At 60.3% G+C, this 13,140-nt stretch carries 10 protein-coding genes and 1 pseudogene; 9 read left to right on the top strand and 2 right to left on the bottom strand.

Annotation, left to right across the window (positions count from 1 at the left end):
* The first annotated feature begins 16 nt into the window (after window positions 1-16).
* The gene (locus SLT36_RS20725; protein ID WP_432284209.1) at window positions 17-988 is read left to right on the top strand and encodes a Gfo/Idh/MocA family protein; all 972 of its coding nucleotides are present in this window, start codon (window positions 17-19) and stop codon (window positions 986-988) included.
* On the top strand, window positions 985-1,971 hold the full coding sequence (locus SLT36_RS20720) for a Gfo/Idh/MocA family protein (RefSeq protein ID WP_432284208.1): 987 nt from the start codon (window positions 985-987) through the stop codon (window positions 1,969-1,971). The genes SLT36_RS20725 and SLT36_RS20720 overlap by 4 nt, the downstream gene beginning before the upstream one ends.
* Window positions 1,972-2,034: 63 nt before the next feature.
* On the opposite strand, the gene SLT36_RS20715 is transcribed toward SLT36_RS20720, so the two are convergent.
* Both SLT36_RS20715 and SLT36_RS20710 read right to left on the bottom strand, forming a co-directional pair.
* Window positions 2,035-2,727 (bottom strand): DUF899 domain-containing protein, encoded by a 693-nt coding sequence (locus SLT36_RS20715; protein ID WP_432288422.1) that lies wholly within the window; start codon window positions 2,725-2,727, stop codon window positions 2,035-2,037.
* Window positions 2,728-2,741: 14 nt separating this feature from the next.
* Window positions 2,742-3,035 (bottom strand): hypothetical protein, encoded by a 294-nt coding sequence (locus SLT36_RS20710; RefSeq protein ID WP_432284207.1) that lies wholly within the window; start codon window positions 3,033-3,035, stop codon window positions 2,742-2,744.
* A 95-nt stretch (window positions 3,036-3,130) separates the two neighbouring features.
* Between SLT36_RS20710 and SLT36_RS20705 the strand changes: the two genes are divergently transcribed.
* The 7 genes and pseudogenes from SLT36_RS20705 to SLT36_RS20675 all read left to right on the top strand — a co-directional run bounded on the left by SLT36_RS20705 (window position 3,131) and on the right by SLT36_RS20675 (window position 13,115).
* Window positions 3,131-4,345 (top strand): helix-turn-helix domain-containing protein, encoded by a 1,215-nt coding sequence (locus SLT36_RS20705; RefSeq protein ID WP_432284206.1) that lies wholly within the window; start codon window positions 3,131-3,133, stop codon window positions 4,343-4,345.
* A gap of 9 nt (window positions 4,346-4,354) precedes the next feature.
* Window positions 4,355-4,987: a Vgb family protein gene (locus SLT36_RS20700; RefSeq protein WP_432284205.1), complete on the top strand. Its 633-nt coding sequence runs from the start codon at window positions 4,355-4,357 to the stop codon at window positions 4,985-4,987.
* A 213-nt stretch (window positions 4,988-5,200) separates the two neighbouring features.
* Window positions 5,201-5,524: pseudogene (locus SLT36_RS20695) on the top strand (hypothetical protein); the annotation flags it as partial.
* A gap of 130 nt (window positions 5,525-5,654) precedes the next feature.
* Window positions 5,655-7,454, top strand: a complete 1,800-nt coding sequence (locus tag SLT36_RS20690) for a DUF4209 domain-containing protein (RefSeq protein ID WP_432284204.1) — start codon at window positions 5,655-5,657, stop codon at window positions 7,452-7,454.
* A 149-nt stretch (window positions 7,455-7,603) separates the two neighbouring features.
* Window positions 7,604-11,404, top strand: coding sequence for a hypothetical protein (locus tag SLT36_RS20685; RefSeq protein ID WP_432284203.1), 3,801 nt, complete (start codon window positions 7,604-7,606; stop codon window positions 11,402-11,404).
* Window positions 11,405-11,892: 488 nt separating this feature from the next.
* Entirely contained in the window at window positions 11,893-12,684 is a 792-nt protein-coding gene (locus tag SLT36_RS20680) for a radical SAM protein (RefSeq protein ID WP_432284202.1), read from the top strand.
* A gap of 23 nt (window positions 12,685-12,707) precedes the next feature.
* Window positions 12,708-13,115: a DUF6375 family protein gene (locus tag SLT36_RS20675; RefSeq protein ID WP_432284201.1), complete on the top strand. Its 408-nt coding sequence runs from the start codon at window positions 12,708-12,710 to the stop codon at window positions 13,113-13,115.
* Window positions 13,116-13,140 lie beyond the last annotated feature (25 nt).

Below are 13,140 nucleotides of genomic sequence, written 5' to 3'. Positions count from 1 at the left end.
GAGTGTGAGGTCCCCGATGAAATTGTCTTTCCTGGGTGTCGGCCATTGGCATGCGGCGATGCATGGTGACGCGGCGCTCGCCGCAGGTGCCGGCATTGCCTCGGCCTGGGACCCCACGCCCGAGGCGGCCGCCGGCTTCGCCCAAAAATTCGGCTGTCCCGTCGCGCCGAGCCTGCAGGCCGCGCTGGACCATGCCGATCTTGCCGTCGTCATGGGCCGCCCGTTCGAAATCGTCGAACGCGGTCTCCAGGTCATCGCAGCCGGTGTGCCGCTTCTGCTCGAAAAACCCCTGGGCATTTCGGCTGATGCCGCCGACGCGCTGATCGAGGCGGCACAGCGCAAAAGGGTGTTCGCCGCCATGGCCTTGCCGCACGGCATGGCGATGCTGGCGGCACTCGGCGATCTCGACGCTGCCGGGCGGCGCGGGCCGATCTCGCATTCGCATTTCCGCCTGATCAACGGGCCGCCGCAGCGTTATGTCGACGACGGCGTCGCCTGGGTGCTGGATCCCGCGATCGGCGGCGGCGGCGCGCTCAGAAATCTCGGCATCCACGGCATCAATGCCTTCCTGATGCTTGCGGCCGGGCAGGAGGTCGAGGTCGTCAGCGCCTCCTTCGGCAGACCGCTTCACGGCACCAAGGTCGAAGACTATGCGGCCATCGTGCTGCGCGCCGCCGACGGCATGCTCGGGCTGATCGAAGCCGGTTACACCTTTGCCTCGATGAAACGCGGCCTCTTCGAATGGCGTGTCTCCGCTGCGAATGCCACGCTGAGCGATTTCGGCGACCGGCTGGCGCTGTCGACCCTCGATGACGAGAAGCAGACCGACCTGCCGGCGACGCCTATCGCCCGCCGTTATCACGACGTCATGGCTGACACCCTGCAGCGCCTGGCCGCCGGCCGGCCGCCGGCGGTGTCGCTCGCCGACGCCAGGCGCGCCATGGCCATCATCGACAACTGCTACGCACTCCAGCGAGCCTCGACATGATCGGGATCGGCATCATCGGCGCCGGCCATTTCGGCGCGGCCCATGCGCGTGCCCTGCGTGACATCGAGGGCGCGCGCCTCGTAGCCGCCTGCCGCAACGATGCGGATGGGCTCGCAGCCTTCACCGGGGAATATGGCGGCAAGGGCCATCTCGACTATCGCGAGCTGCTCGCCGATCCGGACGTCGACGCCGTGGCGGTGGCGCTGCCGCACCATCTGCACACCGAGGTGGCCATCGCCTGCGCTCAGGCCGGCAAACACATCATGGTCGAAAAGCCGATGGCGCCGACCGTCGCCGAGTGCCGGCGCATTATTTCTGCGGCAAAAGCCGCCGGTGTCGTGCTGATGCCCGGCCACACCATGCGCTTCACCTTGCCGTATCTCGCGGCGCGGAACGTCATCGACGAGCGTGGACTGGGCACCATGCGTTTTGGCTCGAGCCGCATGATCAAGCTCTGGATGGAAGGCAACCGCCGCGACTGGCATCTCGACCCAGCGACCGGCGGCGGCATGCTGTTCACCGCGGGGATTCATGCGCTCGACCGGCTGCTGGCCTTTGCCGGCCGTAGCGCCACCCATGTCAGCGCCATATCAACCACCAGCTTCCACCAGCAGAAGGCCGACGACATAGCCCTTCTGCTGCTGCGCTTCGGCGACGATGCCGTCGGCCAGGTCGCCAGCATCGGTTATGCCGACGGCGCCTTCATCTCGGGCGACGAACTGGCCTTCGATCGCGGCGTGCTGACCGTCGATTTCTTCAACGGCGTGACGCTCGGCCGCGACCTGAAATGGCAGCCGGTCGAAAACTCGATCGAGAGGGATGTCGCCGGTCGCGGCCTCGTCCGCCAATGGCAGGCCTTTATCAAAGCCATAAGCTGTGGCACCACGCCGCCCGTCTCAGCCGAAGACGGCCTGCATGTCGTCGCCTGCATCGAAGCCGCCTTCAAGGCCTCGCGCGAACGCCGGGAAGTGGCGGTGGAGTAGGGGGCGTCGCAGCGGCCGGCGATCCCCTCGCGCTGCCATCCGCTCGTCGTGCCGCTGGGGCGGTCAGGCGTAGCGGTCGTGGCGGCGTACCCAGTCCATTCCCTCTGTTTCGTTGCGTCCCTTCGGCGTGAGATCGAGCATGTTGTAGGTGCCCATCATCACCTCGACGCCGCGCCCGTAAGTGGAGTAGGTGCGGAAGATCTCGCCCGCACCGTCCTTGTAGAAGGCGCTGACGCCGGGCCATTCCGCGCCGGTTTCCCGCCATTCGCCGAAATTGTAGTCTATGCGTCCGCTGGCGACCTCCTCGGCCGTGAAGCTGACGCGGAAGTCGAAGTTGAAGTCGTTGCCTAGGGACGACACCCATTTGAACTGCCAGCCCATGCGTTTGCGGTAGCGCTCGATCTCGGCAAGCGGGGCGCGCGAGACGGCGATCATGGTGACGTCGTGGTGCGCCAGATGCCTGTTCATGCCGTCCGTGTGATCGGCCATGTAGGAGCAGCTCGGGCAACCTTCCTTCCACCCCGGCGCGAACATGAAATGCTGCACCAGGAGCTGCGACCGGCCGTCGAAGAGCTCGGCCAGCCTGCGCGGACCCTCCGGCGTGTCGAACACATAGTCCTTGTCGATGCGCAGCCAGGGCAAAGAGAGCCGCTCGCGGGCGACCTTGTCGCGATGACGCGTGAGCTCCTTCTCCGCTTTCAAGAGGTCTCGGCGGGCAGTCAGCCAGTCATCGTGCGAAACAACAGCGTGTTGCACAGCGTGTTGCATTGTCAGTCTCCTTCGGTTTGGGTGACGGGTGTAGTGGGGTGCTGCGAACGGGAGGAAAGGAGCTTCATCCACGGCGACAGGTGAAACAGGCTCATCAGCACATACATGAGGGCCATGTCGTTGATCGGCGCGAATGCCGAGGCTGCCGAGCACATCGTCATGCCGGGCGAGCCGACGGCCGAAATCCAGGCCATCAGCGCGCAGGTCGGAGCGACGGCGAGCCCAAGCCAGCCGGCCGCATCGATCGTCGCCCTGGGCGACGAAGCGGCCTGTTCTGGTGCTGCGCGCATCGTCATGACAGGTCCTCAGTTCGCCGTCTCAGTGGTTGCGATAGGAACAGGCTAGCGCGGGCACGGGGGACGGGGAGAGTTACAAAGGTGACGGGATTTTCATGGACGCGCTGATCATGGCCGCCGCACACGCTCTTTCGGCTGGCGACCCCCTCGCTGCGCTGAAACGGGTCGCCTTGCGCGATGACCCGCCGGCGCTGGCGTTGCGTGGCATCGCCATGGCGCAACTCGGCGACCTCGCGCGCGCCAGGGAGCTTCTGCGCAGCGCGGCGCATGCCTTCGGCCCGAAAGAGCCTCTGGCCCGTGCGCGTTGTGCCTTGGCCGAAGCCGAAATCGCCCTTGTGTCGCGTGATCTCGGCCGCTCCCTGCAAACGCTCGATGCGGCACGGACGGTGCTGGAAGCATCAGGTGACCGCAGGAACGCAGCCCACGCCGGCTATCTCCAGGCCCGGCACCTTCTCCTGATCGGCCGCCTGGATGACGCCGAAAGGGTGCTCGCTGCGTTCGATGCCGCTGCCCTGCCGCCTGCGTCGCTGGTCGGGCGCGAACTGGTGGTGGCGGGCATAGCCATCCGACGCATCGAGACCAGGCCGGCGAGAATCGCTCTGCAACGGGCAAGACGGGCGGCAAAAGACGCGCGCATTCCAGCACTCGCGGCCGAGGTCGACCAGGCCGTGCGCGCATTCGCAGCACCTGCTGCGCGCCTGGTCAGCCGCGGCGTCGGGCGGCTCCTCGATCTCGAAGAGGTCGAAAATTTACTGGCCTCCGATACGCTTGTCGTCGACGCCTGCCGCAACGTGGTGCGCAGAGGGACAAAGCTGGTGCCGCTCTCCAGCCGTCCCGTCTTGTTCGCCCTTTTGCGTGCGCTCGCCGAGGCATGGCCGGACGATGCGGCGCGCGAAACGCTGCTCAGACGCGCTTTTGGGGCACGGCATGCCGACGAGGCGCACCGTGCCCGGCTGCGCGTCGAAATCGCCCGGCTGCGCGAGGCGATCAGGCCGCTGGCGGCGCTGAGCGCGACCCGGGACGGTTTCGTCCTGCGGCCCAGGGCTGATGTCGCCGTGCTGGCGCCGCCCGTCGAAAGCGAGCACGGCCAAGTGCTCGCTCTGCTCGGCGACGGCGAGGCCTGGTCGAGTTCGGCATTGGCGCTGGCCTTGAGCGTGAGCCCGCGCACGGTGCAGCGGGCGCTCGAAGAGCTGGCCGATGACGGCAAGGTCGAGGCCTTCGGACGCGGGCGGGCCTGCCGCTGGATCGCGTCAAGCGTGCCCGGTTTCCCGACAAGCTTGTTGCTCCCCGCCACCGGCATTTCCGGCTAGTATGAGGCCATGAAACATTCGACCGCCGAAATCATCCGGGAATATGGTCCCTTTGCCGATGTAGACGACGTCGCCGGGGTCAGCTTCGACGGCAATCAGGTCTGGTTCGCAAGCGGCGAAAAACTGAATGCCCTCGATCCCGAAAGCGGCGAGATCCTGCGATCGTTGGACGTCGCAGCCCATGCCGGAACCGCATTCGACGGCGAGCACCTGTACCAGATCGGCGACGCCGTGATCCGCAAGATCGATCCCAGGACCGGCGCGGTGATCGCCACGATCCCGGCGCCCGGGGAGGGCGGCGACTCGGGCCTGGCCTGGGCGGAGGGGTCGCTCTGGGTCGGGCAGCATCGTGGCCGCAGGATCCATCAGCTCGACCCCGTAACAGGAAAAGTGCTGCGCACCATCGAATCCGATCGCTTCGTCACCGGCGTCACCTGGGTCGACGGCGAGCTTTGGCATGGCTCCTGGCAAGACAGCGGCAGCGACCTCCGCCGCATCGACCCCGAAACGGGTGACGTGCTCGAGCAACTCGACATGCCGGCCGGGGTCGGCGTTTCCGGGCTCGAATCCGATGGCGGCGACCGCTTTTTCTGCGGCGGCGGCAACAGCGGAAAAGTCAGAGCCGTGCGCCGGCCGAGGTAGCGTCTTGAGTGAGGGTGGGCCAAAGCCCGGAGAATGGCCAGAAGCTGACGGATAGAAAATCACCTGGGACGGGCGGGGGCGCAAGGTTTAGCGCGCGACGAAGCGGTCGTCGGCGCCGCCTCGGATGGCCGGTCAACGTCAGATTTCGTTTCGCTCCGCCAGGAGCAGCGCGTCCGGGGGGCGTGCAATTCCGACCGTTGCCGACGTTGCAGACAAGGCGATCGGTGGGTGCCGGTCGAAAACTCGATCGAGCGGGATGTCGCCGGTCGCGGCCGCCAGTGGCAGGCCTTCGTCCCGGCGATAAGCTGTGGCACCAACCCGCCCGTGTCAGCCGAAGACGGCCTGCACGTCGTCGCCTGCATCGAAACTGCGTTCAGGGCCTCGCAGGAACGCCGGGACGCTGCGGTGGGGGAGGGGCCGGGGGGCGGAATGGCTGGCGCGGGTTTGGGGCAGGGAGCTGAACGTTCGGTTTGGGGAGTGCTAGGTGGCAAGCTGTTATTCTGGCTCCGCCGCATCAGACTAGGTTCGGCTAGTTAGCTTTCGACACCATTGCGGTCGTTTCTAAATATGTAGTGAATACTTAAAGCTGCCCCTCCTCCACAAGGCGTTCGAGCAGCGCGGAGTTCCGTTTTCGTATATTCATAGAGATGCGATTTCGGAGGGGCGGATGAAGGTACCGGTAGAGTTCGAGAGCATCATCGCGGATGCCGAAAAACGACAGGAGCCGCTTCCGTCCCATTACTTTCAGACAGAGTTGACTAAGGCTCGCGCTGCCCTTGGCAAAAATCTCGACGCAGACCTCAATGCCGGCGCGTTTGCTGAGCTCGTCGCATGGTCGCTGACGACCGAGGCATGGGGCCTTGAGCCGTGGCATTCTTATTTTGGCCCATTCGGTTCATGGATCAGCGTCGACGGGAAGAAGGCATTCGCGCCTGCTGTCGACAAGGTCGACGAAGCCATCTTCTGGCATTGGGCCAGCCGTATCGGTCAGTTCAGGCACCCAGCACTGGAGGCTCGCTATGCGGACCTATGCTGGGAGCTTGCCAGGACAGTCGGCAATGTAAAGCCAGATTTTCGCCATGCCGTCGCTGCCGTTGATGCGTATATCGAGGGCGTGTCTAGCGGTCTCGTCACCGAGTTTCATGAGCAAATTGCGTCAGCGAGCCGGGCACTCGATATAGCTCGCCAGATCCGGGACAACGAACGCTCCGAGGCAGCGATCGTCATGCTGCTGGAGCTTCATGATAAAGCCGTGGCGGGAGAAGGATGGTGGTGGAAGACCTACGACCGCCTGATCGCAGATAAGGCATTGACCGATGACAGGCGTGCCCACCTCGCCCAGAGCCTAGAGGGGCTGGCGGCTGACTACGCAGACACTGCGAACCCTGAGAAGTTCGACCCTTTCCAACTCGAGAGCGTCTCTGAACGACTGCAGGCCTACTACAATCGCGTCGGCAGCCGCCCGGACGTGGTCCGGCTTCAGGAGACAGTGGGTAGGGCTTTCGAGCATACCGCCGATCTTGGTGACAACTTGCGCGCGTCTTCGATGCTCCAGAGCGCCGAAAATGCCTATCTCGATGCCGGCAAACCAGAGGATGCGAAGCGAGCGAGGATCGCGCGGATAAAAGCGATCGAAGCGTCTCGAGAGGAGATGCAATCGTTTGAGACGACTCAGACGATTACCAAGGAGGAGATAGAGGCGTTCATCTCCACCGTGGTCACCGACAATCCACTGCATACCTTTGCCAGGATTGCGAACCAGTTCGTGCCTGAGGTCGCCCAGATAGAGGCCCAGATCAAAAAGGGCGGGGAGGATGGTGAGGCGTCGATCATGGATTTCATTCCCATTGCGATAATGGCGAAAGATCACCAAGCTGCGATGCTTGGAGGGGTTGAAGACGATCTTGATGGACGTGTAATCCATCATGCACAGCAGAATGTGCAGTGGACTTCACCATACCTGCATCGCGCGCTGCAGGCAGCGATCGAGAAACACGAGCTCAACCCGTATGCGGTTACCGGGTTTGCCGAACGATCAGGTCTGTTCGAAGATTCCAGCTTCCTACTCGAGGGGGTAAGCGCGTGGTTCGCTCACGATCACATGAAGGCAATTCATGTTCTAGTCCCCCAGGTAGAGCGTGCACTACGTACGATCACCGGCAAACTGGGTGAACCCGTCACTAGAAAGCATCCGACTATGCTCCATCGCGAGATCGCTATCGGTATGGGCGAAATCTTTGGGAACAAAGTCGTTAAGGAGACCCTTGGCGTTGATCTGACCCTCTATTTTAAGCTCATTTACTCCGATCCGCGGGGACTAAACCTGCGGAACTCGATCGCTCATGGCACTCTTGAGCGCGGCATGATCAACTCAGTGATCAGCGATCTTCTGATCCATTCTCTGCTTGTACTTGGCCTGTGGGATCAACTAGCCGGCCATCGGAAGAATAAGGCGGCTGGGAGCTAGTGGGGATGGTTATCGGCTCGGACCTTCGGCGCGTTGTTCGTCGAAATTTCGTGACCAACTCGAGCCCATTTTACTCGCGAGACTGATGAAATCCTCTAATATCGGACCGTCTTTACTGCCATTGCTGTTGAGAATTTTACGAGTGGCACATGGAACCTGAAGCTTCCGACATCCAGCCAATGATCGAACAGATCCCCAACTCGTTACCGACGTTTGGTCTCGGCGGGATCGATCTTGCCTATGTAGCGAAAGAGCACGAAATTGCGCTGCGATACCTATCTCAGTTCAAGCCCGTCCAACTGGCGGCGATCTTTGGCGGGTTGCTCACGCAGCCAATCCTGCAAGCAAATTGCGTCCGGCTAGAAGCGCTGGTGCATCTTTCATTAGCTATCGGCAATGGCCCCAAGAAGCCGTCGTCCAGGGTTGTCGCTCCCGTTTTTTCAGAACTCGGGCGAGGTATGACCGGTCGATTAGAAGACCCTGCCGAAGATATTTTTGTTTCTCTAGTCGTGACCCCTAGGGGAGATTTCAGGCTGCTCGAAGGCGTCTGGGAAACAGCTGCCTTCTATACCCAGCGTCTATTGAATACGCTGGAGCGTTTGCCAGACAACGATGTTTTCCGTGTCCTTCGAAACCGTGTGTACGCGCTCCTCTCTTTGTCGGAAGCTGTGTGCGAGCGCGCGGAATTAAGGCGATATGCAGTCGGTGATGAAAACCCTCATCTACTGCTTCCGCGCCTTCTTCGAGATCGGCTTGGCTCGATATCGCAAATAGTCAGATTTTCGCCGGAGGATTTGTCGGCGCTAGGTATCAATCCCGACGACCTTGCCGAATTTGGCTTTGATCCGCGTCGCAGACGCGATCTGCAATCGGACGATATCGGAAACTCGCTGCTGGAGCGGTATCCCGTCGTCTTCTCCGACGATCATACGTACTTGATCCTGCCAAGTGCGGTTAGCGCTGCATTGCGCCGCTATGTCGTCGAGACGATGGAACTTTTCGAACTACGTGATGCATTCGCTGCGACACTGGCGCACGAATTCGCCGATGCACTTGCGGAGTTGCCTATACTAGGTGGTGAATTAGGTGCCAAACTTGAATTTAGAAAAACCGAAAATGGGCTGTTGGCAGGCGTAACCATGCGCGCCGACGCTGGACGCTTTATTAATCTCATCTTCTTCTCCGACACGCTGGATGATTTCGCCGAAGGCGGCTTAGTCGGAACCTTCCCTCAGAACGAGAAACGAGAAGGATTGGCAAAGGAAGTCGATCGATGGATTGACTTTGCGTGGCAGCAGGCAAGCGCTAGCGAAGGGTTCAAAGGAGGGGTCACGCTCCTTGTCCCATGCGGCCTTGGGAGAGGAGTTGTCGCCTTTTTCAGCGAAAAGAGGAGAGAGAATTGGCGCGTCGAATTTGTCGGGGCGTCGGATTTATTCACGCTCAGTTGGATTCCCGATTTCAATGCTCTGTCGCTGTGGCGCCTGCTGGATGGACGGGATCGCCTCGCTGAAATGGGCGTGGAACTGCAAAACGTAAATGGCCTGTTGAATCTGGTCGCGTGGGTTCGGCAGCTAGGGGGCCACCTTGTCCCCCATGCCAGCATGCCTATTGAATTCGGCCTAGGAGATGGGCGCAACTTCGTGATGATCGAGCAAAACGGTCTGCTGAAGACGCGCAAAGAAGTAGCGGAAATCTGGGATGTGCACTCATGTCGAGACATTGACGGCCACTGGATTCCTGTCCGCAAAGAACGAACCTCCATGTTTGATGAAGACAACGAGAGACGATTCTATGTAGCTGTCACTGACAGAACATCTCGCTGGCCGCTCGGAGTCTTCGAAACGGCGCAGCGCGCTTGGTGGATTCGCCTTGAGACCGATGAGGGTGTTGCCGGGTCGATGGCCTTCCAGCGCTTTCAAATGCTTCGGACTTGGATTTGCCTAATCGCTCCGGTTCTTGACGTAGCCTTCGAGTCGATCCCATCTGGTGCAGTTATGCTGAGAGCCGCGTTCAAGGGATCTCTCAGCGATCGTCGAGCGGGCATACCAGAAGAATTCATGACGTTGGAGGCGACATTGGACTTCATAAGTGCATCAGCACATGGGTCCATCGTAGACATCGAAATCGCTGACGGATTTGACCATGCAGTTTTCAATCCGGAAAACGTGGCGGAGACTGCGTTTGTTCAACGCATTGTCGAAGGGTTTGCTTCCCTCGCAGGCATCAGTCTTGATCAAGCTCGCCGTGACGCACTCGTAAGCGAGATAATACCCGGCGCTGACGCACGTCAGAGCCACGCATTTCCGGCACGAAGTTTCCGCGACTTTGTCCAAAGGTCAGCCGGTGGGCCCCCCCTTACAATCGACAATGATGACGGCGCGTTGATCAAGCTCGGCCTCGGCTGGCGCGTTCGCGCGCGAAGCGAGGGCGGCGAGATCCGTGGGCGAGAGGCCTGTACATCATTCCTCAACAACCTAGTGAAAGTGCTGGAAGATGACCTTTGCGCGAAGTTGAGATCATTCGATCGGAAATCTTTGATCCGATTTGCTCTCCTGAACCACGAGCGTGCAGCGCTTGATCGAGAACGATGGCATCGGACGGCCGCAGCTGTTCTGGCCCTTCACAAAGATCGCGACGCTGCGCTCGAAGGCATTCTCCAACATGAGGCCGAGCTAAATGCTGTCTTCCAAGCATCCCGGCTGTTGGTTGAATTCGCGATTTGCGAATCTCCGCTCAACGATGGAGCTGTAGCTGGCCGCTTAGACTTGTCGCGAATGATGGCTACGATAGTCATGATCGGAGGTATGGGCGGCTGGTCCGACGCAATTCGATGGGATGCGATGGAGCCTAGAATTCAGATAACAGCGCTGGGTGACGTCCAAGCGAATGTGTCGTTCCAAGAAAACGTGCTTCAGCCGTTCGGACGTGCAACCGCTCAATCCCGGATTGACCAGCGAGTCCGCGATTACGCGCGCAATCTGAAGGAACCGGAATTTCAGGAAACCGACGATCGCGAACTTGCATCCGATTTCGCGGTTGCCCTCGAAGAGCAGTTTGGTGCGTCACTCGATACGGTACGCAAGTTCGTCGATTTCGTGGAAAATCTAGGCATCCGTAAGACACAAGCCGTCCTCGAATTGCGGCGGAGCGACCTGTTGAACGCGAAGTTGGATGGTGTCGATCTGGATCGGTATCAAGTCGACAATCTGGTCGCGTTTCTCACTTTTAAGAGTCGCCAGTCATGGCGTGAACTGCCCGACGGCTACGATGCAAAGGACCTCTTCCCTTGGCGATTCCGACGGCGGCTTTCAGTGCTGCGAAAGCCATTGATCCAAATCGATCTCGAAGCGGATCCTACGATCTTGGTCGCTCCAGGAATCCTACGAGACTCATTCGTCTACATGTTGAGTAACTACCATCGAGGAGATTTCCCGATATGGCAGTTGTCGCCCGCTATGAAGCGATGGGCGGGGACATCGCGAGACCGGCAAGGGTCTAAGTTTGCTCAACAGGTATCGGCGCGGCTCAAAGAACTTGGCTGGCAGACGGAAACCGAAGTTCCTGTCACAAAACTGCTCGCGAAAGGGTTCGAACGCGATTTTGGCGATGTCGATGTCTTGGCGTGGTGCGAAGACTCTCCCCGCATACTGTTGATCGAGTGCAAAGACGTTCAGTTTCGCAAAACAGAAGGGGAGATTGCCGAGCAGTTGTACGATTTCCGCGGGCTTACCCGATCCGATGGGCAACGGGACCTGCTCCGCAAGCATCTTGATCGCGTCGATCTGATTTCGAAAGAGCAAAAAGCGCTCGAGCGTTATGTGAAGCGGAGTGGAAGCTCCAAAATCGAAGGACACCTTGTGTTCAAGCACATGGTACCAATGGAGTATGCGTGGGAGCATATGAAGGAGCGGATTGCTCTGCATGTGTTTGATGATCTCGATAAACTTTGAACAACTGCGGTAGACGAATCCGTGGTCCGGCGCCGGTGGAGCGGGAAAGCTCCGGAGCCGGCGAGTAGGTCAAGGGCGGCACGACAGCCCCTTGTGATGGGTTCAGTGGGCACGACGGCTCCTCGATCGATGGGTGCCGCGAGAGTGAAGTCGCTCGGCGCGACGATAGCCATGGGGTTTCAGAAAGACCGGACGCTCCCTAAGATGGGCGAAAGCAACGCGGTAGCGTCGGTGCCGAAGGTGGAATGCACTACTGCTGACAGGTGCCAAAAAATCGTTGCGCAGTTTCTACTCCGATAGAACTTCGTGGCTGAACCATCAAAAGAATCACGTTATCAGTAAGTATGTTGACTAGTAGAGAACATCAGGGGGTACGCGTCCGTCGCTGCGCCGAAGGGGTACACTTCTTCGATCGTCGGACCGGATGGAATCTGCTGTTAGACGAGATAGCCACTGACGCGTCGAGTTGGGCGCGCGCGCCCCGCTATATGTCGATCGCGCTCACCAACGCCTGCGAGCTTGCCTGTCCTTATTGCTATGCGGCGAAAGCGCCGGCGCGGAACCGTGCCGATCAGGTACTAGAGTGGACGCGAGAACTCGACATTGGCGGCGGACTGGGCGTTGGCTTCGGTGGCGGTGAACCGAGCCTGTTTCCGGGTTTCGCGGATCTCTGCCAACAGGTTCACGCGGGGACGGGTCTTGCGGTTACCTTCACAACACATGGTCATCGCTTCAGACCGGATTTGGTGTCGCAGCTGTCCGGTGCCGTCGATTTCATTCGCTTGTCGATGGACGGTATCGGACCCACCTATGAACGGCTGCGCGGCCGATCCTTCGCCGAATTTAGGGAAAAGCTGGTTCTGGTGCGCGAGACCGCGAGCTTCGGTATCAATATGGTACTCAACGCCGACACGATCGGCGACTTGGCGCACGCTGCCACGTTTGCTTTTAGTGAGGGCGCGCGCGAGCTTTTGTTGCTTCCCGAAACAGAGCCGGATGGTCGACTCAGCTGCGATGGGGCGACACTCGAACGCGCTGCCGAGTGGATCACGGCAAACCATGAACATGTGCGTCTGGCGACGTCTGACCACGCGGTTGAGGCCCTCGGCGTCCCGCGGCTGCCAACCGCAGGAGCCGACCCTAGCCTCGACTTCATGCATATCGACGCATTCGGGATGCTCAAGTTCGGGGCATTCGAACGTCACGGAGCCAAGCTGGAACAAGGCGCCGCCCTGCTTCCTGCGATCGAGGCGTTGCGCGCGAAGCGCAGCGCTACTTAACCACAAGGGATGGAGACTGCGCCTTGAAACTCTGGAACGGTTATGGCAGCGAGCATTCGGCAAACTTAGTCCTGATTGGCACGTTCGAAAACGCCGACAAGGCGGAGGAAGCGGTGAAGCTCCTTCAAGACGCGACCGACGTCGCCCGCGCCGACGAGGCTGCGGGCCGCCTCAACCCTGGTCACGTGGCAACTCGCTTTTCGGAAGGCGTCTTGGACTTATTCAAACGCACCAATCTCTCGCTCGAATATGGCAATCCTGAAGAGTTGCTCTATGATTTTGATGCTAGGCGTGAAGGCGACCAAGTTGTCATCACCACCGAGGAAATGGGACTCAACGCCTTCATAAAAGTGCTTCTGCACGGCGGTGCGAAAATCGAGCTATATTCGCGGCACGATCACCGCGGACCATACGGCAGGCCAACTCGGTAGCCGTCTGCGGAAGATGTACCTGCAA

The sequence above is a fragment of the Aminobacter sp. BA135 genome, assembly GCF_050859125.1.
Classification (GTDB): domain Bacteria; phylum Pseudomonadota; class Alphaproteobacteria; order Rhizobiales; family Rhizobiaceae; genus Aminobacter; species Aminobacter ciceronei.
This window is presented reverse-complemented; position numbering and strand designations above follow the sequence as displayed.

Excerpts from the sequence above, each read along its gene's own strand:
- SLT36_RS20725 (WP_432284209.1), top strand. The coding sequence starts at position 17 with ATGAAATTGTCTTTCCTGGGTGTCGGCCATTGGCATGCGGCGATGCAT.
- SLT36_RS20720 (WP_432284208.1), top strand. The coding sequence starts at position 985 with ATGATCGGGATCGGCATCATCGGCGCCGGCCATTTCGGCGCGGCCCAT.
- SLT36_RS20710 (WP_432284207.1), bottom strand. The coding sequence starts at position 3,035 with ATGACGATGCGCGCAGCACCAGAACAGGCCGCTTCGTCGCCCAGGGCG.
- SLT36_RS20705 (WP_432284206.1), top strand. The coding sequence starts at position 3,131 with ATGGACGCGCTGATCATGGCCGCCGCACACGCTCTTTCGGCTGGCGAC.
- SLT36_RS20700 (WP_432284205.1), top strand. The coding sequence starts at position 4,355 with ATGAAACATTCGACCGCCGAAATCATCCGGGAATATGGTCCCTTTGCC.
- SLT36_RS20690 (WP_432284204.1), top strand. The coding sequence starts at position 5,655 with ATGAAGGTACCGGTAGAGTTCGAGAGCATCATCGCGGATGCCGAAAAA.
- SLT36_RS20685 (WP_432284203.1), top strand. The coding sequence starts at position 7,604 with ATGGAACCTGAAGCTTCCGACATCCAGCCAATGATCGAACAGATCCCC.
- SLT36_RS20680 (WP_432284202.1), top strand. The coding sequence starts at position 11,893 with ATGTCGATCGCGCTCACCAACGCCTGCGAGCTTGCCTGTCCTTATTGC.